Raw genomic sequence first — 24,662 nt, 5'->3', positions numbered from 1 at the left:
GCCCATTCTTGGCGTCGCGATGGTCGCTCCGAGAGCTGGTCCGGCCCGTTCCCGGGAACGGTTACGCCTGTTCGTACCGTGATCGGGAGGGGAGTCGTCCGTGGCCGCCCAGCGCACCAGCAAGCAGTCCGGGAAGACGAGCAGCCAGCCGTGGGTGCACACCGACGGAAGAGAGATCCAGGAGTTCGGCACGGTCCGGATGTTCCCGCTCGGGCTGTCGTTCGACGCGCGGATGTACTCCTGCCAGCGGCTCAACCAGGTCCTGGCCGACACCCAGATCCTCTACGGCCTCTACAAGAAGCACCACTGGCTGATGCGCGGCCCGACGTTCTACCAGCTCCACCTGCTGCTCGACAAGCACGCCGAGGAGCAGCTCAAGCTGGTGGACCTGATCGCCGAGCGGGTGCAGACCCTCGGCGGCGTCGCGGTCGGCGACCCCCGCCACGTCGCGGAGATCACCGTCATCCCGCGCCCGCCGGACGGCGCCGAGGAGGTCCCCGCGATGCTGTCGCGGCTGATCCAGGCGCACGAGACGATCCTGGTCGCCGCCCACGACGCGGCCGCCCGCGCCCAGGAGATGGGCGACGACGGCACCAACGACCTGCTGGTGTCGGACGTCGTCCGCACCGGCGAGCTGCAGACCTGGTTCCTGATCGAGCACCTGGTCGACACCCCGCTGATCGAGGCGCCGCACGACGGCCACTCCCGCTGACCCGCGCCGGTCAGCGGGGCTCCAGGGCGGGGAAGCCGGTCTCCGGGTAGAGGCCGCGGACCTGGGCGCTGAGGCGGGCCAGCCCGAGCAGCCCGTCGATGTGCGGCGTGGGGACGCCGACGCGGCGCGCCAGTTCGGCCACCGCGGTCACCAGCGCGTCCAGTTCGGTCGGGCGGCCGGCGTCCACGTCCTGGAGCATCGAGGTCCGCACCGCGCCCAGCCCGCGGGTGACGGCGTGCCGCTCCTCGGGGTCGGCGTCGACGGGCAGCCCGATCCGGGCGCCGACCTCGGCCGCCTCCCGCATGCACGCGCTGGCGACGCCCCGCACCAGCGGGTCGTCCAGGATCCGGTCCAGGGTGGCGCCGGTGAGGGCCGACAGCGGGTTCATGGTCATGTTGCCCCACAGCTTGTACCAGACGTCCCGCTGGATCCGGTCGCTGATCCGCACCTCGAAGCCGGCGCCGCGCAGCGGCCCGGCGACGGCCTCCACCCGGTCCGAGCCGCCGCCGCGCGGCTCGCCGAGGATGATCCCCTCCCCCGCCGGGTGCCGTACCACGCCGGGCTCGGGGCAGGACGCGCTCAGGTGCACGACGCCGCCGACGACCCGCCCGGCGGGCAGCGCCGCCGACACCGCGCCGCCGGGGTCGGTGGACTCCAGGCGGACGTCGTGGCCGAGGCCGTGGAAGAACCACCAGGGGATCCCGTTCATGGCGGGCAGCAGCACGGTGTCCGGGCCGGCCAGGCGGGCGATGGACGGCGCGGCGGCCGGCAGCGCGGTCGCCTTCAGCGCGATCACGACCACGCCCTGGACGCCGAGCCGGGCCGGGTCCGCGGCGACGGTGACCGGGATCGGCGCGGAGCGCTCCCCGTCCGGCCCCTCGGCCAGGACGAGCCCGCCCCGCGCGCGGACGGCCTCCAGCGTCGCGCCGCGCGCGACCGCCGACACCGGCACCCCCGACCGGGCCAGCCGCGCCGCGACCAGGCCGCCGATCGCCCCCAGCCCGTAGACGCAGATCCTCATGCCGCATCGACCTCCAGGGGCTGGACCTGGAACGCGAGTCCGTCGGGGCCACGGGTCACGGGGGGTGCTCCTTGTCGTCGGCGGGGCGTCGGTGTAGGTCAGCGTAGGCTGCGGAAACCGGGGGAGGCGGAGACGCCCGCCGTTTTGTCGGTGCCGGTCGATACCGTCGATCCGCACCTCCACGACCCCGACGCACCACGAGGAGACGGCGGCCCACCATGACATCCGCGCTGATCGGACGGGAGCATCCCGCGTCGGTGCTGGACGCCGAGATCGAGCGGGCCACCACCAGCCACGGCGGGCTGGTGCTGGTCACCGGCGAGGCCGGGATCGGCAAGACGTCCCTGGTCACCAGCGCGGTGCAGCGCGCCCGCGGCGAGGGCGTCCTGGTCCTCGGCGGCTCCTGCTGGGACTCGGCCGCCGCCCCCGGCTACTGGCCGTGGACGCAGGTCGTCCGGGCGCTGGGGCGGGCCGCCGGCGAGGCGGAATGGGCCCGGCTCCAGGAGCTGGCGGGCGCCGAGCTGGGCGCGCTGCTGGGCGAGTCCCCGCCGCCCGGCGGCGCGGGCGCCGACGGGTTCCGGCTCTACGACGCGGTCACGACCGCGCTGGTGGCCGCGTCGCAGCGGCGCCCGGTCGTGGTGGTGCTGGACGATCTGCACTGGGCCGACGCCGCCTCGGTCCGCCTGCTGGAGTTCGCGGCGCGGCACACCTGGTTCGAGCGGCTGCTGCTGGTCGGCGCCTACCGCGACGTCGAGGTGGAGGGCGGCGAGCACCCGCTGCGCGGGCAGCTGGCCGCGCTGGCCGCCCAGGCCACGATGGTGACGCTGACCGGGCTGGGCCGCGCCGAGGTCGGCGCGCTGATGTCCCGCACGGTCGGCCTGGAGCCCGAGGCCGCCCTGGTCGCCGAGGTGCACCGGCGGACCGGCGGCAACCCGTTCTTCGTGGAGCAGACCGCGCGGCTCTGGCACGGCGGCGGCACCGTCACCGCGATCGCGCCGGGCGTGCGCGCCGCCGTGCAGCGGCGGCTGTCGCTGCTGGCCCCGCCGGTCGGGCGGATGCTGACCGCGGCGGCCGTCCTGGGCCGCGAGTTCCACCGCCGGGTGCTCGCGGCGACCGCGGAGACCCCCGTGCCGCACGTGGACCGGTTGCTCGACCAGGCGCTGGCCGCCCGGCTGGTGACCGCCCTCGGCGAGGGCCGGTACGCCTTCGCCCACGACCTGGTCAGGGAGACCCTGTACGACGCGCTCGACGAGGACGCCGCCCGGGAGGCGCACGCGGCGGTGGTGCGGGCCCTCGACCGCTCCCCCGCGCTCGCCGAGGGGATGCTGCCGACCGAGTCGGCCCGGCACGCCCATCTCGCCGGCGACCTCGTCGACCCGATGCGGGCGGTGCGGCTGCTGAAGGCGGCCGCCGACCACGCCTCGGCCCGGCTGTCGGTGGAGGAGGCCGCGCTGCACCTGCGGCGCGCGCTGGAGCGGGTCCCGCCCGACCGCCTCCGCGACCGCACGCTGATCACCCTCGAGCTCGGCGGGACGCTCCACCGCGACGGCGGGGCCGACGCCTCCTGGCGGGCGTTCGAGGAGGCGATCGGGCTGGCCCGGAAGGCCGACGACCCCGAGCTGCTCGCCCGGGTGGCGCTGGCCGCCTACCGGCACCAGGCCGAGATCGGCGGCACCCGCCGCGTCGAGCTGCTGCGCGAGGCGCACCGCCGGCTGGTCGGCGGCGCGGAGCCGGCGGCCACGGTGCCGCCCTACCAGCTGGCGCAGGAGGTGGCGGAGAAGGTCACCGGAATGGCCCGCGAGGGCGGCGACGAGGAGGGGCTGGCGTTCGGGCTGTGGGCGCGGCACGACGCCATCCTCGGCCTGGGCACCGCGGCCGAGCGCGAGGCGCTCACCGTGGAGCTGGCCGACATCGCGCGGCGCTCCGGCGACCGGGCCGCGGTCGCGTTCGCCACCTCGTTCCGCTGGGTGGCGCTGCTGGAGCAGGGCGACCCGCGCTACCTCGACCACTACCGCGACTTCGTCGCCCTCACGCAGGACGACGACTCCACCCTGTGGGGCGCGGCCTCCCTGATCGACAAGGGCATCGTCAACACGCTGCAGGGGCGTTTCGAGGAGGCCGCGGCCCTCATCACCGCCATCGACGAGATCGGCGAGGACGAGGCCCACCAGGAGTTCGGGTTCATGGGCGTCCACCTGCGCTGGGCGCTCGCCGCGCTGCGGGGCGCGTTCGACGAGGCCACCGCGCTGCACGCGGCGATCCGGGAGCACGGGCACCCCTACGCCGTGCTGCTGGAGGGCATCACCGCCGTGGAACGCGGCGACGCCGCCACCGCGCTGCGGCTGCTGGAGGCGATCGAGGACGGGGCGCTCCCGTACCCGCGCGTCATCGAGCCGCTGTGGCTGCGCTTCCTGGCGCAGGCCGCGGCCGTGTCGGGCGATCCCCGGCTGTGGGAGCGGGCCCGGTCGGCCCTGCTGCCGCACCGCGGCCTGTGGGCGGTGGCGCTGTACGGCTGCGACGTGAGCGGCCCGACGGACCTCTGGCTGGGCCTGGTCGACGCCGCCCAGGGGCGCTGGGACGACGCGGTCGAGCGGCTGACGGCGGCCTTCCGCTCGGCCGACCGGCTGGGGGCACGCCCGTGGTCGGTCGAGGCGCGCGTGCGGCTCGGGCTGGTGCTGGCGGCGCGGGGCCGCGACCGCGACCGCGGCGCCGCGCGGGCGCTGCTGGCCGAGGCGGTGGCCGAGGCCGAGGACCTCGGGATGCTGCACGTGCCCGCCCGCGCCGCCGAGGCCCTCGCCGACCTGAGCGGTGACGCCGCCGGGGCGGCCGAGCATGAGCCCGGGCCCTCCGGTGCCGTGTTCCGCTTCGACGGGCGGGTCTGGACACTGTCGTACGAGGGCCGCACCGTCCACCTGCCCGACGCCAAGGGCCTGCGCGACCTGCACCATCTCCTCGGCAGCCCCGGCACGCCGATCCCGGCGGTGACGCTGCTGGCCCCCGAGGGCGGCGAGGCCGTGGCGGCGGCCCGCCGGATGGGCGGCGACGACGTCCTCGACGAGCGGGCCAAGGCGAGCTACCGGCGGCGGCTGGAGGTCCTGGACGAGGAGATCGACCGGGCGGCGGCGCTCGGCGACGACCGCCGGGCCGCCGAGCACGACCGGGAGCGGGCCGCCCTGCTGGAGGAGCTGCGCGCCGCCGCCGGGCTGGCCGGGCGCACCCGCCGCCTGGGCGACGAGGCCGAGCGGGCCCGCAAGGCCGTCACCGCGCGGATCCGCGACACCCTGCGCAAGCTCGACCACCACCATCCGGAGCTGGCCGGCCATCTGCGGGCCTCCGTCTCCACCGGCGCCACCTGCCTCTACCAGCCCCATCCCGCCGCCCGCTGGCGGCTGTGACGGCGAACGCGCCGGGCCCGGCCGGGATCGTCCCGGCCGGGCCCGCGGCGGCACCGGTCACTTGCGGTTGTAGAGCCACATCGTGAGGGAGCCGAACACCAGGATGAAGGCGGCGCCCCAGCCGACCACCCAGAACAGCTCGCCGCCCACGTCCCCCTCCATGAAGCCGCGGACCACCGCGACCAGGTGGGTGATCGGGTTGACGTCCACGAACGCCTGGAGCCAGCCCGGCATCGTCTCCGGCCGCACCAGGATGTTGCTGAGGAAGGTGAGCGGGAACAGCACCATCATGCTGACGCCCATGACCGACTTCTCCGAGCGCATCAGCAGGCCGAACATCGTCCAGACCCACGAGAAGGCGAACGAGAACAGCACCAGCACCGCGATGCCCGCCAGCACCCCCGCCGGGCCGCCGTCCGGGCGGAAGCCCAGCACCAGGCCGAGCACCAGGATCACCAGCGACGCCGCCGTGTAGCGGAACATGTCGCCGAGCAGGTAGCCGACCATCGGCGCGGGCCGCCACATCGGCAGGGTGCGGAACCGGTCGAAGACGCCCTTCTCGATGTCGGTGTTGACCGACACGCCGGTGTACATGGTCGTCATGATCACGCTCATCACCATGATGCCCGGCAGCAGGAACTGCAGGTAGTCGGTGACCGAGCCGGCCAGCGCCCCGCCGAACAGGTAGGTGAACATCAGCGTCATGATCACCGGGAAGACGGTGACGTCGAACAGCTGCTCGGGCACGTGCTTGATCTTCAGCATGGCCCGCCAGCCGAAGGTCATCGACGCCGACAGCGCGCTCGGCCGGCGGGGCCGTTCGGAGGGCGCCAGCACCGCGCCGATGATCTCCGGGGAGGGGACGTAGGCGCCGGGCGCCTCGTCGGTGGTCGTGGTCGTGGTCGCCGTCGTCATGCCGCCATCTCCTTGCCGTCGTCGCCGTCGCCGGCGGCCTGCTCGGCCGGGCGGCCGGTCAGGGTGAGGAACACCTCGTCCAGGCTGGGCTGGCCGAGGGAGAAGTCGTCCACGGTGATCCCGGCCGCCGCCAGCTCGGCCAGCGCGCGGGAGGCCTGCTCGGCGCCGCCCTGGCCGCCGGCGCCGGTGCCGCCGCCGGTCAGCCGGGCGGTCAGCGCGACCGGCTCGGGCTCGGGCTCCACCGGGGCGTCCAGGACGCGGGCCAGCAGCCGCTGCGCCTCGGGACGCTGCGCGGCATCGCGCAGCCGCACGTGCACCGAGCCCGCGCCCACCGAGGACTTGAGCTCGCCCGGGGTGCCCTCCGCGATCACCCTGCCGTGGTCGATGACCGCGATCCGGCCGGCCAGCCGGTCGGCCTCCTCCAGGTACTGGGTGGTCAGCAGCACCGTGGTGCCCTGCGCCACCACGACCCGGACGATCTCCCAGACCTGGTTGCGGCTGCGCGGGTCCAGGCCGGTGGTGGGCTCGTCCAGGAACAGCAGGTCGGGGGTGTTCAGGATGCTGGCGGCGATGTCGATGCGCCGCCGCATCCCGCCCGAGTAGTTCTTGACCTGCCGGTCGGCGGCCTCGGTCAGCCCGAACGCCTCCAGCAGCCGGGCCGAGCGCTCCCGCGCCGCGGGCTTGCCGTAGCCGATCAGCCGGCCCAGCAGGACCAGGTTCTCGGTGCCGGTGAGGTCCTCGTCCACCGAGGCGTACTGCCCGGTCAGGCTGACCCGGGAGCGCACCGCGTCGGGGTCGCGGCGCACGTCGTGGCCGAAGACCCGGGCCTGGCCGCCGTCGGCGCGCAGCAGCGTGGACAGCACCCGCACCGCGGTGGTCTTGCCCGCGCCGTTGGGCCCGAGGACCCCGTACACGATGCCGCGCGGGACGGCCAGGTCGACGCCGTCCAGCGCCCTGGTCTTCCCGAACGTCTTGACCAGTCCCGAGGTCTCGATCGCCAGTTCTGTATCAGGTGTGCTCATGTCATGTCCGCCCTTTCGGTTTCGTTCGTTCAGGAGACGTACGGCCGTGCCGCGCGGGCCTCGCGCAGGGCCAGGCCCCACCAGGCGAGCTGGTCGAGCATGGCCTCGGCGTCCCGTTCCAGGGCGCCGTCCTGGACGGGCGGTCCGCCGTCCGAGGCGAGCAGGTCGAACGTCACGCGCCCGCGCACCGTCGCCATGTGCAGCTCGGTGAAGACCGTCCTCAGATGCTCGATCGCGTACAGGCCCTCGGAGCCGTGCCCGTAGGCCACGAACCCGACGGGCTTGGCCCGCCACTCGTCGTAGGCGTAGTCGATGGCCTGTTTGAGGGAGGCCGGGAAGCTGTGGTTGTACTCGGGGGTGACGACGGCGAAGGCGTCGGCCCGCTCGACCCGTCCGATGAACGCGGCCACGCCGGGCGTGACCGCGCACAGGTAGCGGGCCGGGAGGTCGAAGTCGGCGAGGTCGACGACGTCGACCTCAAGGTCCGCGCGGGCGCGGGCGCGGTCGGCGAACCAGCGGGCGACGCCCTCGCCGGACCGGCCCGCCCGGGTGCTGCCGATGATGACCGCGAGGCGCACCGGTCCGGTCCGGTCCGGCTCCGCGGCGTCCGTGCCGCCCGCACACCCCATCGCGCACCTCCCGATCGCCGCCGGGCCGCCCGTGCGGTCACGGCCCTCACCCGCCAGGCGCGAGATCGGGCCGGACGCCCGCTAGTTCCGATCTAGCGGGCGCCCGGCCCGTGGGGCGCGGGGTCAGTGGTGGATGAGCGGGAGCTCGGGCGCGTCGGTGTCCAGCGGAACGAGCGGGGACCGGACCAGGCCGAGCTGGACGGTCTGCCGGCCCAGCGCGGCGTTCAGCAGCCAGTCGGCAGCGGTGCGGGTGCGGTTCCCCGGCAGCGACAGCAGGTGGTAGCCGCGGGTCACCGTCTTGGCGGCCAGGCCCGACAGCGGGACGCCCAGCGGGTCGGCGGCGGCCTGCGTCCCGCCCAGATCGACGACGAAGCCGAGGTCGCGGTGCCGGTAGGGGCGGCGGACGCCCTCCCCGTACGAGGCGGCGATGTTGCGCGCGACGCGGTCGCCCTGCCGCACGGCGTGCTGCGCGGTCATCGGCGTCACCGCGCCGGGCCTGGTCAGATCGGGCACGGCGGCCGCGTCGCCGCAGGCGTAGAGCTCCGGGTGGCCCGGCACGGTGAGGTACTCGTCGACGACGAGCCTGCCCCTGACGGTGTCCAGGCCCAGGGCCTTCACCAGCGGGTCGGGGCGGACGCCGACGCACCACACGATCGAGCGCGTCGGCACGAACGCGCCGTCGCTGAGCAGGACGCCCTCGTGGGTCGCCTCCCGGATCGAGGTGCCGGTCCGGACGTCGACGCCGCGCCCGCGCAGCACGCGCTCCGCGGTGCGCGACATCCGCTCGTGCAGCTCCGGCAGCACGCGGGGGGCCACGTCCAGCAGCAGCCAGCGCGGCGGGTCGCCCAAGTGTGGATGGCGGCGGGCCAGCGTGCGGGTGAGCAGCACGCCGTGCGCGGCCACCTCCGTGCCGGTGTAACCGGCGCCGACCACCACGAACGTGCGGCGCGCGGCGCGTTCGCGGGGGTCCTCGGCGGTGTCGGCCAGCTCGATCTGGCGGATCACGTGGTCGCGCAGGTACAGCGCCTCGGGGATGCCGCGGAAGCCGTGCGCGTGCTCGGCCACGCCCGGGATCGGCAGCAGCTTGTTGACGCTGCCCACCGACAGCACCAGCCGGTCGTAGCCGGTCTCGCCGCGCACGCCCTCCGGGTCGCAGTAGCGGACGCGGCGCGCCGCCACGTCCACGTGCTCGACCTCGCCGAGCACCAGCCGCGCGCCCGGCAGCGCGGCGGGCAGCGACACCGCGACCCGGCGCGGGTCCAGCAGGCCGCCGGCCACCTCGGGCAGCAGCGGCACGTACAGGAAGTAGTCGGTCGGGTTGATCACCACGATGTCCGCCCGCCCCCGGGCGAGCCGCGCCAGCCTGCGCGCGGCGTGGAAGCCGGCGAACCCGGCACCGACGATCACGATCTTCGGACGTCGCATCCGCCCGCCCCCCTATCCGTCTCCGGCGGTCACCTCACCCTGGCCTCGTCCTCATGGTCACGAGGAGGACGTGGCGAAGCCGCGGTCCCGGGCGTAGCCCTCCAGCCGCGTGCGCAGCCGGCGGCGGCCGCGGTGCAGGCGGGACATCACCGTCCCGATCGGGACCCCGAGGATGTTCGCGATCTCCTTGTAGGCGAACCCCTCCACGTCGGCGAGGTAGATCGGCAGCCGGAACTCCTCCGGCAGGTCGCCCAGGGCCCGTTTCACCTCCGAGTCGGGCAGCCGCTCCAGCGCGGCGGTCTCGGCCGACTTCAGCCCGCCGGGGGTGTGCGAGGCCGCCTCGGCCAGCTGCCAGTCCTCGATCGACTCGGCGGTCGACTGGACGGGCCGCCGCTGCTTCTTCCGGTACTCGTTGATGAAGGTGTTGGTCAGGATGCGGTAGAGCCAGGCCCGCAGGTTGGTGCCCTCCTCGAACCGGTGGAACGAGGCGTAGGCCTTGGCGAAGGCGTCCTGGACGAGGTCCTCGGCGTCCGCGGGGTTGCGGGTCATCCGGAGCGCGGCGGCGTACAGCTGGTCGAGGTAGGGCACCGCGTCCCGTTCGAAGCGCCGGCGGTCCCGGTCCGCGCCCGGCTCGGTCATGGGCATGCGGGGCTCCGTTCACGCGTTCCGCCGCCGGGCCAGGACCCCTGGGCCACCGCGTTCATGTCGTTCCCCCTTCGCGTGGCGAGTCCGGAATGGACCGTATGCCCGACATTTGGCGCGTTTAACGATCGACCCGGAGCGACCGCGCGATCCCGGGCGTGTCCGTTTCGTTGCAGGTAGCCGGGTAGATGCCCCATCAGCCAGAACACGGCGAGGGGGGGAACGCCACATGCGCCCGCACGGGGAAGACGACATCATCGGAGTCCTCACCCACGAGCACCGCGAGATCCAGACCATGTTCGACGACCTCCAGCTGGCGCTCGGCGCCGAGGAGAAGCGCCGGATGGCCGGGGAGGTGACGGTCGAGCTGGTCCGCCACGCGGTCGCCGAGGAGCGGTACCTGTACCCGGCCGCGCGCAGGATCGTGCCGGACGGGGACGCCGTGGCCGACCGCGAGATCGAAGACCACGCCGAGGTCGAGAAGCTGCTCCGGCGGCTGGCGGAGACCGATGTCGGCGACCCCGCCTTCGACCGCATGGTCACCAGCCTGGTCAGCGACGTGATGGCGCACGTGCAGGACGAGGAGGCCACCCTGTTCCCCCGGCTGGCCCGGCACGCCGACGCCGCGGAACTGGCCGAGCTGGGCAGGCGGGTGCGGGCGGCGCGCGCCGCGGCGCCGTCCCGGGCGCGTCCGGCGGGCGGACCGCCGCTCAGCCGGCTGCTCGCCCCGGGCGGCGGGCTGGTCGACCGGGTCCGCGACCACCTGGCCGGCCGGATCTGAACCGCCGCCCGTGAACATCGCGTGAACGGCGCGCGTGAACCGGCCCCGCGCCTGGACCACTCATATGCGGCGGCTAGGCGACAATTCCCGAGAGCAATCCCACGAAGCCGATGGAAATCACTTGCGTCGCCAGCAGCTTCGTCAGGAGGCGGGGATCGGAACGTTCATCGTAAATGTGCCGCGCCGCCGCCTTGGCGCGGCAGGAGAGGGTCTCCCGGGGGATCGAGTGGCGGGAACGCATTCCCCCCGGAACGGTGCCGGTGGGAACGGCGCCCGGAACGGCCGCCGGTACGGGGTCCTCCCGCCGGTCGACGGGCCGGACCAGCAGGCTGGTGATCGCGCGCGTGGGCACCAGCATGTGGTCCCAGTGCAGGGCGTCCAGCGGCAGCGGCCGCCCGTGCCCGTCGACCTCGAAGATGGGCCCGTTCAGGGTGATGTACTGGACGCCGCGGGCGCGGTCGACCGACCGGTCCCCGTACACGCCCCGGTAGGTGTCGCCGCAGGTCAGCTTGACCTCGACCTCCACGTCGCGGCCGGCGAACTCCAGCCACCGCCGGGTCGCCGCCGTGCCGGTCACGCCCGCCGCGCGCACGGCGCGCTGCCAGGCGGCGGAGCCGTCCTCCAGCCTGGCCAGGACGGCGGCGGCCAGCGACGCCAGGGTGAGCGAGATCATGAGGAAGCACACCAAGGACCACGTCATGACGCCGAACGAGGGCACCCGCAGGGCGCCGTTCTCGCGCGCCTCGCCCAGGCTGATCAGGGTCCGCGGGCCCACCAGGCGGAGCAGTTCCAGCGCCAGGAGGGTGGCCGCGGTGACGAGCGCCCCGGCGAGGACCACGCGCCCGTACTGCGAGGGCTCGGGGTGGCGCCGCGCCCGCCCGGGCTCGCGGCGGCGCAGCCGGTCGTAATGCACCCCGGGAAGCAGGACCAGCGCCAGCGGGACGATATGCGCGAGCAGCGTCAGGTTCACAAAGAGCCATTCCCTCCAGCGCGCACGCACCGCAAAGTCCTGCCCCCGGGTTCTTGAGGGCCAAATCCTTCCAGTAGACGGACCCGATTTCAACAGCCGGAGTCGATGGACGAGTAGTCCAATTAAAGGCGCCTATGCGGTCGCGCGGACTAGAGGTCCTGGATCTGGGTGATGACCATCGCCAGGGCGAAGAAGCCGTAGAAGGCGATGGCGATGACCATCCCGGCGAGCCGGACGCCGCGGATCCGCACGGCTCCGGGCAGGTCGCGGGTGTTCAGCCGGACCAGCAGGATCGAGTAGAGCAGGGTGACGACCGACGCGGCGCAGGTGGACACCAGCAGCAGCGCGATCGGCTGGTCGAAGCCCGCCAGCAGGATGGCCGAGCCCAGGACGATCTCGGCCCACACCACGGCGAGGTAGAGGCGCGACTCGGTCCAGCGGGCCGAGCCGGCGAGGTAGTTGCGGCGCAGGAAGTCCGAGGCCACGCGGCCGATGACGTCCAGCAGCCCCATCGCCGCCGCCCAGAGCGAGACCGCGGCGATCGCGAAGAACAGCGGCTTGAGCCATTCCCCGACCTCGGCGGCCATGACCTCGCCCTGGACGCGCAGGAACGACGGGCCGGACTCCAGGTCGCCGCGGCCGAACAGCGTCTCGTACGCCAGCAGGCTCATCACGCTGATGGTGACCAGGCAGACCAGGAAGAAGGTGACGAAGTGCTCGACGTTCGCGCGCTTCCACCAGACCCGCCAGCGGGCCAGGTTCTCCGCGGTCTCGGGGAAGGTGAAGCGGTCGCCGCCCGCGGCCTCCTCCCGGCCGGTGATCGGCGAGATCAGGCGCGGCACGTGCGCGCCCATGCCGTACCGCTTGTCGCGGATCCAGTTGCTGAGGACCAGGTTGTGCACGCCGCCCGCGCCGGCCGCGCCGAGCGCGCTGAGGATCATGGTGAAGGTGATGCCGTCGGGGATCCGCCCGAAGCCGGTCACCGTCTTCTCCGCGCCCTCGCCCCAGGTGGACAGGGAGATCACGAACACCGCCGCGACGGCGAGGAAGAACAGGGTCAGCGCCACCTTGACGGCCTCGACCCGCTCCACCGTCCGGTAGATCACCTTGGAGAGGGTGAGCAGGGCGCCGATGGCGACCAGCACCCCGACGGTGATCCAGACCGGGTCGCCGCCGCCGGCCAGGTAGGTGAACACCGTCGAGCCGCTGGTGGCCCAGCCCGGCCAGACGTACTGGAAGGCGCCCGCCAGGCAGATCAGGACGCCCCAGCCCTTCCACCACCGGGAGAAGCCGGCGACCACGGTCTGGCCGGTGGCCAGCGTGTACCGCTCGATCTCCATGTTGATGACCAGCTGGACGACCAGCGTGGCCAGGGCCAGCCACAGCAGCCCGAGCCCGCCGATCGAGGTGAGGTACGGCCAGAGGATGATCTCCCCCGCCGCCATGCCGATGCCGACGGCGACGATCCCCGGGCCGACCATGCGGCGCAGCGGCATCGGCTCGGGCAGGTCCCGGACGGCCGCCGGTTCCGCGGGGCGGCCGGGCGAGGTGGTGTGTTGGCTCATGCGACTCTCCGGCGTTCCGGGGGTGTGATCCGGCTCACGAGCTTAATGGACGAACTAGTACGTTCCTATAGCCGCACGCCGTCTGGCAAGCCCCTGGGCGCGATACGGTAACGTACTAGTTCGTCCATTAATGGAGGCGTGCGGGGAGATGCGCAGATCCATCGCCACGGTGTCGCTCAGCGGCTCGCTGGCCGACAAGCTGACCGCGATCGGCGCCGCCGGCTTCGACGGCGTGGAGATCTTCGAGAACGATCTGGTCGCCGGCGCGATGGGCCCGGAGGAGGTCCGCGCCCGGGCCGCCGACCTGGGCCTCGGCATCGACCTGTACCAGCCGTTCCGCGACTTCGAGGCCGTCCCGCCCGCCCTGCTCGCCCGCAACCTGCGCCGCGCGGAGCACAAGTTCGCGGTGATGGAGCGCCTGGGCGCCACGCGGCTGCTGGTCTGCTCCAGCGTCTCCCCCGAATCGGTGGACGACGACGCCCTCGCCGCCGAGCAGCTGCGGCTGCTGGCCGAGCGCGCCGCCGAGCACGGCATCACCATCGCCTACGAGGCGCTGGCCTGGGGCCGCCACGTGGACGACTACCCGCACGCCTGGCGGATCGTGCGGATGGCCGACCACCCCGGCCTGGGCGTGTGCCTCGACAGCTTCCACATCCTGTCCCGCGAGACCGACCCGTACGCGATCGAGACCATCCCGGCCGAGAAGATCTTCTTCCTGCAGCTGGCGGACGCCCCCAGGCTGCCGATGGACGTCCTCTACTGGAGCCGCCACTACCGCTGCTTCCCCGGCCAGGGCGACCTCGACGTGGCGGGCCTGGTCGCGCACGTCCTGCGCACCGGCTACGACGGGCCGCTGTCGCTGGAGGTGTTCAACGACATCTTCCGGCAGGCCGCCGCCATGCGCACCGCGCGCGACGCCATGCGCTCCCTCATCTTCCTGGAGGAGGAGGTCGGCGAACGCCTCGACGCCCAAGGGGCCCTGAACCTGCCCGCGCCCGCCCTGTCCCTGCCCGCCCCGCCGCCGGCGGCCCCCGTCCCGACCGGATTCGCGTTCGCGGAACTGGCGGTGCCCGAGCCCCGCCCGCTGGGCGACCTGCTGGACGCGCTGGGCTTCGTCCGCACCGGCGTCCACTCGGGCAAGCCGGTCGAGCTGTGGGAGCAGGGCGAGGCCCGCATCCTCCTCAACTCCGGCAGCGCGGAGAGCGAGGACGGCCCCGCGCTGGGCGCCATCGGCCTGGAGTCGCCCGACCCCGGCGCGTCCGTCAAGCGCGCCGAGGCGCTGCTGTCGCCCGTGCTCCCCCGCTCGCGCGCCCCCCGGGACGCCCCGCTGGACGCCGTCGCGGCACCGGACGGCACCGAGCTGTTCTTCTGCCGCACCGCCCGGCCCGACCACCCCAGCTGGACCGACGACTTCGGCCGGGACCGGCGGGAGCCGCCGGACGGCGAGATCACCCACATCGACCACGTGGCGCTCACCCAGCCCTGGCACCACTTCGACGAGGCGTCGCTGTTCTACCGCGCCGTCCTGGGCCTGCGGCCGCACGAGAGCCTGGAACTGCCCGACCCGTACGGGCTGATGCGCAGCCGCGCGGCCTCCACCGCCGACGGCCGCGTCCGGTTCGCCCTCAACGTCGCCTACGTCGGTGCGCACGACGGCGTCCCTTACGGCGCGTCCCACGGCGGGCCCGGCGTGGCCTGGCAGCACGTCGCGCTGGCCAGCCGCGACATCGCGGCGACCGCGCGCCGGCTGCGCGCCGCCGGGACCGCCGTGCTGCCCATCCCCGCCAACTACCACGACGATCTGGAGGCCCGCCACGACCTGGGCGCCGAACGGCACCGGCTGCTGCGCGAGCTCGGCCTGCTGTACGACCGCGACGCCCACGGCGAGTTCCTGCACTTCTACACCCTCACCACGGGCCGGGTCTTCCTGGAGGTCGTCCAGCGTCTCGGCGGCTACCGGGGCTACGGGGCCGTCAACGCCCCCGTCCGGCTGGCCGCGCAGCACGCCGCCTCCCGGCCCCGCCTAGGATGAAGCCCCGTCAGCCGCCGTTCCGTGGAGTCCCATGTCGTCCCAGTCCGCCACCCCCGCGTCAGGGGGACGTCTTCGCGACGCCGAACGCACCCGCGCCGAGATCCTGGAGGTCGCCCAGCGCGAGTTCGCACGGCACGGGTACGCCGGGGCCAGGGTGGACGAGATGGCCGCGCTCATGCGCACCACCAAGCGGATGATCTACTACTACTTCGGCAACAAGGAGAAGCTCTACATCGCCGTCCTGGAGAAGGCCTACACCGAGGTGCGCACCGCCGAGGCCGCCATCGACGTGCAGCACCTGGCCCCGGTCGAGGCGATCCGCACCCTGGCCGAGCTGACCTTCGACCACCACGACGCGCACCAGGACTTCATCAAGCTGGTCAGCATCGAGAACATCCACCACGCCGAGCACCTGCGCAAGTCGGAGGTGCTGGTGAACCTGGGCGCCCCCGCCTCCGGGCTGATCTCGCAGATCCTGGACGCGGGGCGGGCCCGCGGCGACTTCGTCCCCGGCGCCGACGCCGTGGACGTGCACATGATGATCAGCGCGTTCTGCTTCTTCCGGATCTCCAACCAGCACACCTTCGGCGCCCTGTTCGGGCGCGACCTCGCCGCGCCCGAGCACCGCGACCGGCACCGCGAGATGATCGGCGAGATGGTCGTGGCCTACCTCACCGGCGCCGGGCGCCGCACGCCCTGATCCCTGCGGCGCGTGGTGCCGTGCTCACAGTTCGATCACCGCTCCCTCCCTGGCGACCTCGATTCCGGACGCGGCCAGCAGCCGGTGCCCGTCGTCGTCCGGGTCGTTGAGGGGATTGGTGTTGTTCAGGTGGGTGTACAGGCGGCGCGCGGCGGGCAGCGCGGCCAGGCGCTCGGCCGTGCCGCCGGGGCCCGTGACCGGCAGGTGGCCCATGCCGGTGGAGGTCCGCTCGGAGATCCCGGTGCGGCGGGGCTCCTCGTCGTCCCAGAACGTGCCGTCGACGAAGACGCAGTCGGCGCCGCGCAGCGCGGCGTCCAGCTCGCCGGGCCAGCCGGCCAGCGCCGGGGCGTAGACGACGACCTTGCCGTCGCGGGCGTCCCTGACGCGCAGCGCAACGACCCACGCGTCACCGGCGGCGCCGTCGAGGTCGGCCGCGTAGCGGGGGCGCTTGCCCGACACCCTGATCCCCTGGACCTCCAGGGGGCCGCCGTCGAGCGGCTCGGGTTCCTTCTCGGGCAGCCTCGTCCAGGAGAGCCCGGCGTACGGGGCGAGCACCTTGTCCAGGTGGAGGCCGTCCGACAGCGCCGCGCGGACGGTGCCGGTCGCGACGACGCGCAGGCCGGCGGCCTCCCGCAGGCGGGGCAGGCCGAGGGTGTGGTCGAGCTCGGCGTCGGTGAGGATCACCCCGGCGAGCGGGGTGTCGCGCGTGCCGGGGCCGGGGTGCAGCTCGGCGCACTCCTCGATCTGCTCACCGATGTCGGGGGTCGCGTTCACCACGTACCAGCGGCCCGCCCCGGCCTCGACGGCGATCGAGGCGTGCCGCCGGCGCCGTCCCGGCTCGGCGCGGGCGGCGGCGCACCCCGGGCACGCGCAGTTCCACTGCGGCACGCCGCCCCCGGCCGCCGTTCCGAGCACCAGCAACCGCATCCCGTGCACCTTCCTCTCGGTCGCCTGGATCCTATGCCGCGCTCGACCGGTGATCGGCGCCGCGCAGGAGCAAGTGCGGTGACACTGTGGATGACCGTGCGGCCGGGCGTTAGTGTCGGGTCCTGAACGGTCGCGCAGAGGGAGGACATGGGCACTCTCGCGGAGGAGCGTCCCGGTGACCGGATGTCGGCGGCCGGTGACCCGGGTCCCGCCCTGCACCGCCTGCTGCTGGGCGCGCGGCTGCGGCGGCTCCGGGAGAGCAGCGGGCTGACGGCCGGGCAGGCGGGGGCCGCCGCCGACCTGGGCCCCGCCGAGATCGCCGCCCTGGAGCGCGGCGGCACGGCCTGCCGGCTGCGCGCGCTCATCGACCTGTGCGACCGCTACGGCGTCACCGACCAGGCCGAGCGCGTGACGCTGCTGCAGCTGGCCAGGCGGGCCAACGATCCGGGCTGGTGGGCGGCCTACGACGATGTGATCCCGTCCTGGTTCGAGCCGCTGGTGGGCCTGGAGCAGGCGGCCCGCTGCATCCGGGGCTTCGAGGTGCGGGAGGTGCCGGGGCTGCTGCAGACGGCCGAGTACGCCCGGGGCGCGATCCTGCTGGGCCACGGCGCCGAGCCGGACGCGGTGCTGGAGCGGCGGCTGGAGGTGCTCGTGCGGCGGCAGCGGATCCTCGGCCGGGAGCGGCCGCCGCGGCTGTGGGTGATCATCGACGAGTCGGCGCTGCGCCGCCCCCTGGGCGGACGACCCATACTTTTCCGGCAATTGCAGCATTTGATCGATATGTCAGAACTGCCGCATATCACCATTCAGGTGCTGCCCGCCCGCGCCGCGCGGCCCGCGGCCGAAAACCCGATCGTGCTCCTCGACATGCACGCGGGCGAGCTGAACGACATCGTCTTCGCCGAGCGGCCCGGCCCCGCCCGCTACCTCGACGGCATCGACGAGGTCACCCGCTACCGGCAGGTCCTCGACCTGCTCGCCGTGCGCGCGGCCCGGCCCGACACCAGCCGCACCGTCCTGCACCGGCTCGCCCGCGAGCTCTGAGAGCGCCTCCCGGGAAAGAACACGAAAGCCGTCCGAGAGTGACGGATGACGCAAACCCGGCCCTGACCGCGTGGCATGCTGAGACGCCATGGCCAGAAAGAGATACCCGCGCCATCCGGTGCGCGACGCCTTTCTCCGCCGGCTGCTGGAGCTTCACCAGGCGTGCGGCTCCCCGGCCTACGCGCTGGTGGCCAGGACGTCGAGCCGCCTGAACGAGACCCATCCGGTGCCCGGCGGGTCGGCCAGCCTGCCCGCGCTGTCCAAGACGGCGCTGAGCGAGACCCTCAACGGCCATCGCAAGGGCCTGCCCGACCACGGCTTCGTGGCCTCGTTCGTGCTGTCCTGCTACCGGATCGCCCACGAGCAGGGCATCCTCGCCGAGGATCCGGGCCGCGAGGCGCTGCCCCGCTGGCAGGACATGCTCCGCGAGGCCGAGGAGGAGAGCGAGCGCCTCGGGCTGCCCCGGCGCCGCCTTCCCACCGGCCCGCTCGGCGACCTGACGGCGCCGGTGCGGCTGACCGCCGTCCAGTGCGAGCTGCTGGCCGTCCACGGCGCCTTCGGGCGGGAGCTGGCCCACCGCGCCCAGGCGCGCGAGCCGCGGGCGGTCTACCAAGCGGCGGTGCTGATCGCGGCGGCCCCCGGCCGGGACGAGGACGCCGTCTCGCTGCTCACGATCGCCGCCGCCGCGAGGGATCCGGACGCGCTGGAGCTGCTGCAGGCCAGCCCGCGGGAGCTGGACCGCGCCGCCGCCGCGGCGCACGCCGGCGAGCTGGCGAGGGAGGCCGGCACCACCGGCCGTCCGCAGGCGGCCCGCGCCTTCCGCGCCTGCGCCGCGGCCCTGGACGGCGCCGGAATCGCGGCCCCGGACACCGCCGACGCCCCCTGAGCGTCAGTCCAGGCGCTTGAGCTCGGCGGCGTAGCGGCGGCCGTTGCCGATGTAGAGGGCGACGGCGCCGTCCTGGATCGAGGTGCGGGCGCCGACGCTGATCGTGCCGTAGTCGCCGCGCAGCGCGTACACGGCCATCGGTCTGCCTCCCCTCGCCGGCACCACGACCCTATACTCTACATAATGAAGACGCCAATCGACACTTTTGTGGAATGAACGCGCCCGCGGAGCCGGAGTTCCGGCGCCGCCGCGAGCTCGGCGCCGCCAGCGCCCGCTCGCTGCTGCTGACCGTGCTGGGCGAGTTCGCGCTCCCGGCGGGCCGCCCGGTGTGGACGGCCGCGCTCCTGGAGGCCCTCGGCCTGCTCGGCGTGGAGGAGAAGGCCGTCCGGCAGGCCCTGGCCCGCAGCGCCACCGAGGGCTGGCTGGAGGGCGAGCGCCACGGCCGCCGCACCCGCTGGCACCTCACCCCGTCCGGCCGCCGGCTGCTCACCGACGGCACCGAGCGCATCTACGGCTTCGGCAGGCCCATGGAAGGCTGGGACGCCCGCTGGCTGCTGGTCCTGGCCGGCGTCCCGGAGACCGACCGCAAGCTGCGCCACCTGCTGCGCACCCGCCTGGCCTGGAACGGCCTGGGCAACCTCTCCCCCGGCGTGTGGGTCACCCCGCACCCCGAGCGCGAGGACGACGTCCGCGCCGTGCTGCGGGAGATCGGCGTCGCGCGGACCTCCACCCTCTTCACCGGCGGCCTCGGCGACCTGGCCGAGGCGCGCCGCGTCGCCCGCCAGGCCTGGGACCTGGACGAGATCGAGACCGCCTACGAGCACTTCCTCGCCGCCGCGGACGCGCTGCGCCCCGGCGACGACGCCGCGACCTTCGCCGCCCACACGCGGCTCGTCCAGGAATGGCGCCGCTTCCCCTTCCTCGACCCCGGCCTGCCGGTCGAGCTGCTGCCCGAGGGCTGGAGCGGGGCGAAGGCGTTCGCCCTGTTCCACGACCGCCACGACGCCTGGCGCCCGGCCGCCGACCGCCAATGGCGGGGATTGACGATGTCCTGACGCCGCCGGACTGGAGAACCCGCACCGCGACGAGGGCTGAACCGCCGCCTGGAACCGGCCCGTTTGTCTTGGGCGGCACGGGTAGGGAAGCGGCATGCGACCACCTGCCCGACCGCCGTCGACGGCGGGTCGTACGAAGGACATCTGGGGAGAGCGCACTCCCTTCGCCCCCGGCACTGACTGGCCCGAGCGCGCCGACGCCCACCTGACACGGGAACCGGAACGGTGGGTGACGTCGGCCTGCGTGCTGTGCTCGAACGGATGCGGCCTGGACATCGGCGTCGCGGAAGGCCGCATCGTCGGTGTCCGGGGCCGCACCGGCGACCGGGTGAACCACGGCCGTCTCGGGCCCAAGGGCCTGTACGGGTGGCAGGCCGGCAACTCCCCCGACCGCCTCACCCGGCCCCTGGTGCGCCGTGACGGCGCGCTCGTCGAGACCGGCTGGGACGAGGCGATGGACCTCGTCGTGGCCGGCGCCCAGCGCGTCCTGGAGGAGCACGGCCCGCTCGCCATGGGCTTCTACACCAGCGGGCAGCTGTTCCTGGAGGACTACTACCTCCAGGCCGTGATCGCCCGGGCCGGGATCGGCACGCCGCACCTGGACGGGAACACCCGGCTCTGCACGTCGACGGCCGAATGGGCGCTGATCGAGTCGTTCGGCAGCGACGGCAACCCCGGGTCGTACACCGACGTCGACCACGCCGACACCCTCTTCCTGGCCGGGCACAACGTGGCGGAGACGCAGACGGTGCTGTGGGCGCGGATGCTGGACCGGCTGCACGGCCCCGACCGGCCCCGGCTGGTGGTGGCCGACCCGCGCCGCACCCCCGCGGCCGAGCTCGCCGACGTGCACCTGCCCGTCCGGCCGGGCACGAACGTGATGCTGCTGAACGCCCTCCTGCACGAGATCATCCGCACGGACCGGGTGGACCGGGCGTGGGTGGAGGCGCACACCGTCGGGTTCGACGAGCTGGCCGCCGTGGTCAAGGGCTACCCGCCGGAGCGGGCCGCGGGCGTGTGCGGGGTGCCCGCGGACGGCATCCGCGCCGCGGCGGAGCTGCTCGGGGCCGCCGAACGGCTGGTGTCGACCGTCCTGCAGGGCGTCTACCAGTCGCACCAGGCCACCGCCGCGGCCGTCCAGGTCAACAACCTGCACCTGCTGCGCGGGATGATCGGCCGCCCCGGCCGGACGGTGTTCCAGATGAACGGGCAGCCCACGGCGCAGAACACCCGGGAGACCGGGGCCAACGGCCTGTTCCCGGCGTTCCTGAACTGGCAGAACGACGAGCACGTGGAGCGCCTCGCGCGGCACTGGCACGTGGACCCGATGCGGATCCCGCACTGGGCCCCGCCGACCCACGCCATGAAGATGCTGCGGTACATCGAGCAGGGGTCGCTGCGCTGGCTGTGGATCACCGGGACCAATCCGGCGGTGTCCTGGCCGGAGCTGGGACGGGTCCGTTCCGTGCTGGAGAAGGAGGGGCTCTTCCTGGTGGTGTCGGACGCGTTCCGCACGGAGACGACCGACCTGGCCGACGTGGTGCTGCCCGCCGCCCTGTGGGGCGAGAAGGCGGGGACGTTCACCAACGCCGACCGCACGGTGCACTACTCGGGGAAGGCGGTGGACCCGCCGGGCGAGGCGCGCGCCGACTTCGAGGCCCTGCTCGCCTTCGCGCGGGCGATGGGGCTGCTGGACGACGAGGGCGAGCCGCTACCGCGCTGGAGCACTCCCGAAGAGGCCTTCGACGACTTCCGGGCCCTGACCCGTGGCGCGCTCTGCGACTACAGCGGGCTGAGCCACGAACTGCTGCGGCGCGACGGAGGCGTCCAGTGGCCCCGCCCGGAGCACGCGGACGCGAGCACGGAGCGCCTCTACGGTGACGGCCGGTTCCGGACCGGCGCGTCCGAGTGCCAGAGCTACGGGCACGACCTGCTGACGGGCGCGCTCAACGAGGCCGACGAGTACGCGGCGCACGATCCCGCCGGGCGGGCCATCATCAAGGCCGCCGAGTACCTGCCGCCGCACGACGTTCTCGACGACGAGCATCCGCTGCGGCTGACCACGGGCCGTACCGTCCACCACTGGCACACCCGCACCAAGACGGCGCGCGCGCCGGAACTGCAGGCCGCGGCGCCCGACATGTGGATCGAGATGTTCCCGGACGACGCCGCCGCCAGGGACATCGCCGACGGCGACATGGTGCAGGTCGTTTCCCGGCACGGCCTCGTCCAGGCGACCGTGAGGCTCGACGGCACGCGCAGGGGCGTGGTCTTCGCGCCCTTCCACTACGGCTACTTCGATGTCGACGACGCCTCGGGCGAGGGGGACGCCGAGGGCACCAGGGCGGCCAACGAGGCGACGCCGACCGACTGGGACCCGGTCTCCAAGCAGCCGGTCTACAAGGTGACCGCCGTCGAGGTCGTCCCGCTCGGCGGGGACGAGGAGCGGCGATGACGGGCATCGGGAATCTGGGCGCGCTGCTGGAGGAGCTGTACGAGGCCGAGAACGACCTCGCCGCCGAATACCGGGAGGTGGCCCGGCGCACCGTCGACGAGCCCGACATCCACCACATGTGCGGCACCCTGGCCGGGCAGTGCGACGACCATTCCGCCGCCGTCCGCGCCATCGCCGAGCAGTACCACCTCAAGCTGGCGAACGGCGATCCCGGACCGCGCGCCGCCGCCCGGGTCTGCCGCGTGGCGGTCGAGGCGGCGGCCGACGGGCACGGGCACGGCCACATCCCGGCCACGGGGGCGCGCCTGCTGGGCTACCTGCGGGAGCTGTTCCTGGCGGTGGAACGCGTCGACCTGCACTGGATCGTCGCCGGCCAGGTCGCGCAGGCGCTCCGCGACCCCGAGTTCCTGGCCCGGGTCACCGCGCTGCACAAGCAGACGCTGACCCAGGCCAAGTGGCTGAAGACCGCGATCCGCGAGACCGCCCCGCAGGTGATCCTCACCTCCTGAGCTCCGCCCGCGCGTTGAAGAAATTACGTTTCTACGTAATTATGTAGACATGACGGCGGACGATGGGGATCGCGAGGCGCTCGCGGAGCGGCTCGCACGGCTGGAGGAGCGGGTGGCCGCCCTGGAGGCGGGCTCCCCTCCCCCGGCCGACGGCGGCGGCGCCGAGACGCGCCCGGTCGCCGACGCGGAGACCTTCTGGGCCCTGAACGGCCTGAAAGAGCGCACGGACGACGCCGTCCTGTTCACCGGCTCCGTGACGCTGCCCGAAGGCGAGCACTACGAATGGCAGCAGGGCCACCGCACGGCGGACCTGCTCGCCGACGACTGGTCGCAGGCCGCCGACGCGCTGTCCGCGCTCGCCCACCCGGTGCGGCTGCTGCTGCTCAGGGAGATCATGTGCGGCGCCCGCACCACCGCCGAGCTCGCCGCGCACGAGCGGCTCGGCACCACCGGGCAGCTCTACCACCACCTGCGCCAGCTGGTCGCGGCCGGCTGGCTGCGCACCACCGCCCGCGGCCAGTACGCCGTGCCCGGCGAGCGCGTGGTGCCGATCCTCACCATCCTCGCCGCGACCCGCCGCTGATCCCGGCCCCGCGCCGGCCCGCACTCGATGGGAGACCCGTGATGCACAAGAGAATGGCCCGCTTCAGGACCCCGCTCCTCCTGGCCGGCGTGCTCCTCGCGCTGAGCGAGTTCGTCCACGGCGTCGGCCAGGTCTCCCTGGCGGGCATCGTGCTGGTCGTGCTCGGCCTGGTGCTGTTCTTCGTCCCCTCGGGCGCTTCCGGCCGGCCGCCGATCACGCTGCGCAGCCCGGTGAGCGGACGGTGGGTGCCGGTCAACAGCCCGGCCGACAAGGTGCCCAGCCACGGCACCCACGAGCTCGGGCAGACGTACGCGATCGACCTGGTGTACGCGCCGGACCCGGACGTGGAGTGGAAGCCGCTGCGGTCCGGGGCGATCGCGTCGCGGCCCGAGACGTTCCCGGCGTTCGGGCGCCCGGTCGCCGCGCCCGCCGACGGCGTGGTGGTGCAGGTCTGCGGCTGGCAGCGCGACCACTGGAGCCGCAACTCCTGGCCGGCGCTCGTCTACCTGATGATCGAGGGGATGTTCTTCCGGCAGACGCTGTCGCTGCTGACCCTCTCCGGCGGCCGGTTCGTGCTCGGCAACCACGTGGTCCTCGACCTGGGCGACGGCGCGTACGCGGTGCTCGCGCACCTGCGGCGCGGTTCCGTGCGGGTGCGGAAGGGCCAGCGGGTCCGGGCGGGCGACGTCCTGGGCGAGGTGGGCAACTCCGGCAACAGCTCCGAGCCGCACCTGCACTTCCACGTCATGGACAGCCCGCGCCACATGGTCGCGGCCGGGCTGCCGTTCGCGTTCCCGTACGAGAGCGACGGCGAGAGCCGCACCGGCGTGCCCGGCGGGCGGCGTCCCTTCGTGGCCGGCACGGCCGCGGGCACGGAGGCGGCCTCCCGCGCAGCCTGACCCGCCCTGTCCTGGGAGGTTGCACCACCAAACTTGGTCCCGGCATGGCCATAGCGCCCCGGCCCCGGGGAAGGGACGCCCCAGCAGGCAGTCAAGACCGAGACCACGAGTCCAGAGGGGGCCGCGCACATGCTGAACACGCTGAACAAGATGGGGCTGTCGTCCAGCGTCATGTACGGGATGGGGTTCGCGTCGATCGGCGCGTCGGTGGCGTCGTGGGCGATCTCCCGCAGCGCGGAGGCGGCGGACATCGACCGCGCGGACCGCTGGGGCATCTTCGTCGGAACGTGGGCGCCGACGTTCTTCGCGCTGGGCTGCGCGATGCGCCTCGAGGAGCAGTGGGGGCCCAAGGGCACGCGCGAGCAGATGAAGGAGTCGCGCGAGCGCGCCCGCGAGGCGATGCCCATCAGCTAGCCGGACCGGCCGGCCGGGCGGGTGGCGGCCGCGGGCCGCCTGATGGGTCCGCGCGCGCCCGGCCCCGCCCGGCGTCGCATG

General features: G+C 74.0%; 23 protein-coding genes. 13 read left to right on the top strand and 10 right to left on the bottom strand.

The features are described from left to right. Positions 1–100 precede the first annotated feature (100 nt). Entirely contained in the window at positions 101–712 is a 612-nt protein-coding gene (locus tag ACFPZN_RS11330; RefSeq protein WP_378281817.1) for a Dps family protein, read from the top strand. Between the two features lie 10 nt (positions 713–722). Here the strand turns inward: ACFPZN_RS11330 and ACFPZN_RS11325 are convergent, their stop codons facing one another. Continuing rightward, entirely contained in the window at positions 723–1,733 is a 1,011-nt protein-coding gene (locus ACFPZN_RS11325) for a 2-dehydropantoate 2-reductase (RefSeq protein WP_378281816.1), read from the bottom strand. A gap of 218 nt (positions 1,734–1,951) precedes the next feature. Between ACFPZN_RS11325 and ACFPZN_RS11320 the strand changes: the two genes are divergently transcribed. Beyond that, on the top strand, positions 1,952–5,128 hold the full coding sequence (locus ACFPZN_RS11320; RefSeq protein ID WP_378281815.1) for an AAA family ATPase: 3,177 nt from the start codon (positions 1,952–1,954) through the stop codon (positions 5,126–5,128). A gap of 57 nt (positions 5,129–5,185) precedes the next feature. On the opposite strand, the gene ACFPZN_RS11315 is transcribed toward ACFPZN_RS11320, so the two are convergent. The 5 genes from ACFPZN_RS11315 to ACFPZN_RS11295 form a co-directional block, all read right to left on the bottom strand. Next, positions 5,186–6,043, bottom strand: a complete 858-nt coding sequence (locus tag ACFPZN_RS11315) for an ABC transporter permease (RefSeq protein ID WP_378281814.1) — start codon at positions 6,041–6,043, stop codon at positions 5,186–5,188. Beyond that, positions 6,040–7,065 (bottom strand): ATP-binding cassette domain-containing protein, encoded by a 1,026-nt coding sequence (locus tag ACFPZN_RS11310; protein ID WP_378281813.1) that lies wholly within the window; start codon positions 7,063–7,065, stop codon positions 6,040–6,042. The genes ACFPZN_RS11315 and ACFPZN_RS11310 overlap by 4 nt, the downstream gene beginning before the upstream one ends. Before the next feature lie 29 nt (positions 7,066–7,094). Further along, the gene (locus tag ACFPZN_RS11305; protein ID WP_378281812.1) at positions 7,095–7,694 is read right to left on the bottom strand and encodes an NADPH-dependent FMN reductase; all 600 of its coding nucleotides are present in this window, start codon (positions 7,692–7,694) and stop codon (positions 7,095–7,097) included. Positions 7,695–7,817: 123 nt separating this feature from the next. Next, positions 7,818–9,119 (bottom strand): NAD(P)/FAD-dependent oxidoreductase, encoded by a 1,302-nt coding sequence (locus ACFPZN_RS11300; protein ID WP_378281811.1) that lies wholly within the window; start codon positions 9,117–9,119, stop codon positions 7,818–7,820. A gap of 57 nt (positions 9,120–9,176) precedes the next feature. Further along, entirely contained in the window at positions 9,177–9,764 is a 588-nt protein-coding gene (locus ACFPZN_RS11295; protein ID WP_378281810.1) for a sigma-70 family RNA polymerase sigma factor, read from the bottom strand. A 226-nt stretch (positions 9,765–9,990) separates the two neighbouring features. On the opposite strand from ACFPZN_RS11295, the gene ACFPZN_RS11290 reads away from it, so the two are divergent. Continuing rightward, positions 9,991–10,542, top strand: a complete 552-nt coding sequence (locus ACFPZN_RS11290; RefSeq protein WP_378281809.1) for a hemerythrin domain-containing protein — start codon at positions 9,991–9,993, stop codon at positions 10,540–10,542. A 73-nt stretch (positions 10,543–10,615) separates the two neighbouring features. Here the strand turns inward: ACFPZN_RS11290 and ACFPZN_RS11285 are convergent, their stop codons facing one another. Continuing rightward, positions 10,616–11,512 (bottom strand): DUF6338 family protein, encoded by an 897-nt coding sequence (locus ACFPZN_RS11285; protein WP_378281808.1) that lies wholly within the window; start codon positions 11,510–11,512, stop codon positions 10,616–10,618. A 149-nt stretch (positions 11,513–11,661) separates the two neighbouring features. After that, positions 11,662–13,077 (bottom strand): Nramp family divalent metal transporter, encoded by a 1,416-nt coding sequence (locus ACFPZN_RS11280; RefSeq protein WP_378281807.1) that lies wholly within the window; start codon positions 13,075–13,077, stop codon positions 11,662–11,664. Positions 13,078–13,225: 148 nt separating this feature from the next. Between ACFPZN_RS11280 and ACFPZN_RS11275 the strand changes: the two genes are divergently transcribed. Together ACFPZN_RS11275 and ACFPZN_RS11270 are read left to right on the top strand one after the other, a co-directional pair. After that, positions 13,226–15,109, top strand: a complete 1,884-nt coding sequence (locus ACFPZN_RS11275; protein WP_378281806.1) for a bifunctional sugar phosphate isomerase/epimerase/4-hydroxyphenylpyruvate dioxygenase family protein — start codon at positions 13,226–13,228, stop codon at positions 15,107–15,109. 31 nt (positions 15,110–15,140) lie between these two features. Beyond that, positions 15,141–15,809 (top strand): TetR/AcrR family transcriptional regulator, encoded by a 669-nt coding sequence (locus ACFPZN_RS11270; protein WP_378281805.1) that lies wholly within the window; start codon positions 15,141–15,143, stop codon positions 15,807–15,809. A 24-nt stretch (positions 15,810–15,833) separates the two neighbouring features. On the opposite strand, the gene pqqB is transcribed toward ACFPZN_RS11270, so the two are convergent. Beyond that, positions 15,834–16,736 carry a pyrroloquinoline quinone biosynthesis protein PqqB gene (gene pqqB, locus ACFPZN_RS11265; protein ID WP_378281804.1) on the bottom strand — a complete coding sequence of 301 codons (903 nt, stop codon included), beginning with the start codon at positions 16,734–16,736 and terminating at the stop codon, positions 15,834–15,836. A 147-nt stretch (positions 16,737–16,883) separates the two neighbouring features. On the opposite strand from pqqB, the gene ACFPZN_RS11260 reads away from it, so the two are divergent. Then, positions 16,884–17,780, top strand: a complete 897-nt coding sequence (locus ACFPZN_RS11260) for a DUF5753 domain-containing protein (protein WP_378281803.1) — start codon at positions 16,884–16,886, stop codon at positions 17,778–17,780. An 88-nt stretch (positions 17,781–17,868) separates the two neighbouring features. Further along, the gene (locus ACFPZN_RS11255; protein ID WP_378281802.1) at positions 17,869–18,666 is read left to right on the top strand and encodes a hypothetical protein; all 798 of its coding nucleotides are present in this window, start codon (positions 17,869–17,871) and stop codon (positions 18,664–18,666) included. A 3-nt stretch (positions 18,667–18,669) separates the two neighbouring features. On the opposite strand, the gene ACFPZN_RS11250 is transcribed toward ACFPZN_RS11255, so the two are convergent. Beyond that, positions 18,670–18,804, bottom strand: coding sequence for a hypothetical protein (locus ACFPZN_RS11250; protein WP_378281801.1), 135 nt, complete (start codon positions 18,802–18,804; stop codon positions 18,670–18,672). Positions 18,805–18,878: 74 nt separating this feature from the next. Between ACFPZN_RS11250 and ACFPZN_RS11245 the strand changes: the two genes are divergently transcribed. From ACFPZN_RS11245 to ACFPZN_RS11220, 6 genes are all read left to right on the top strand, one after another. Continuing rightward, positions 18,879–19,721 carry a PaaX family transcriptional regulator gene (locus ACFPZN_RS11245; RefSeq protein WP_378281800.1) on the top strand — a complete coding sequence of 281 codons (843 nt, stop codon included), beginning with the start codon at positions 18,879–18,881 and terminating at the stop codon, positions 19,719–19,721. 94 nt (positions 19,722–19,815) lie between these two features. Then, positions 19,816–22,176 (top strand): molybdopterin oxidoreductase family protein, encoded by a 2,361-nt coding sequence (locus ACFPZN_RS11240; protein ID WP_378281799.1) that lies wholly within the window; start codon positions 19,816–19,818, stop codon positions 22,174–22,176. Then, a complete protein-coding gene (locus tag ACFPZN_RS11235; RefSeq protein WP_378281798.1) occupies positions 22,173–22,685 on the top strand; it encodes a hypothetical protein in 513 nt (170 codons plus the stop codon). The genes ACFPZN_RS11240 and ACFPZN_RS11235 overlap by 4 nt, the downstream gene beginning before the upstream one ends. A gap of 49 nt (positions 22,686–22,734) precedes the next feature. Beyond that, on the top strand, positions 22,735–23,268 hold the full coding sequence (locus ACFPZN_RS11230; RefSeq protein WP_378281797.1) for an ArsR/SmtB family transcription factor: 534 nt from the start codon (positions 22,735–22,737) through the stop codon (positions 23,266–23,268). 41 nt (positions 23,269–23,309) lie between these two features. Continuing rightward, a complete protein-coding gene (locus ACFPZN_RS11225; protein ID WP_378281796.1) occupies positions 23,310–24,167 on the top strand; it encodes a M23 family metallopeptidase in 858 nt (285 codons plus the stop codon). A 129-nt stretch (positions 24,168–24,296) separates the two neighbouring features. Beyond that, a complete protein-coding gene (locus ACFPZN_RS11220; RefSeq protein ID WP_378281795.1) occupies positions 24,297–24,581 on the top strand; it encodes a hypothetical protein in 285 nt (94 codons plus the stop codon). Positions 24,582–24,662 lie beyond the last annotated feature (81 nt).

Origin of the sequence: Actinomadura rugatobispora, assembly GCF_042656285.1 — a bacterium.
Classification (GTDB): Bacteria; Actinomycetota; Actinomycetes; order Streptosporangiales; family Streptosporangiaceae; genus Spirillospora; species Spirillospora rugatobispora.
Note: the sequence above shows the minus strand (reverse complement) of the source record. Positions and strands in the feature narration are given on the sequence as shown.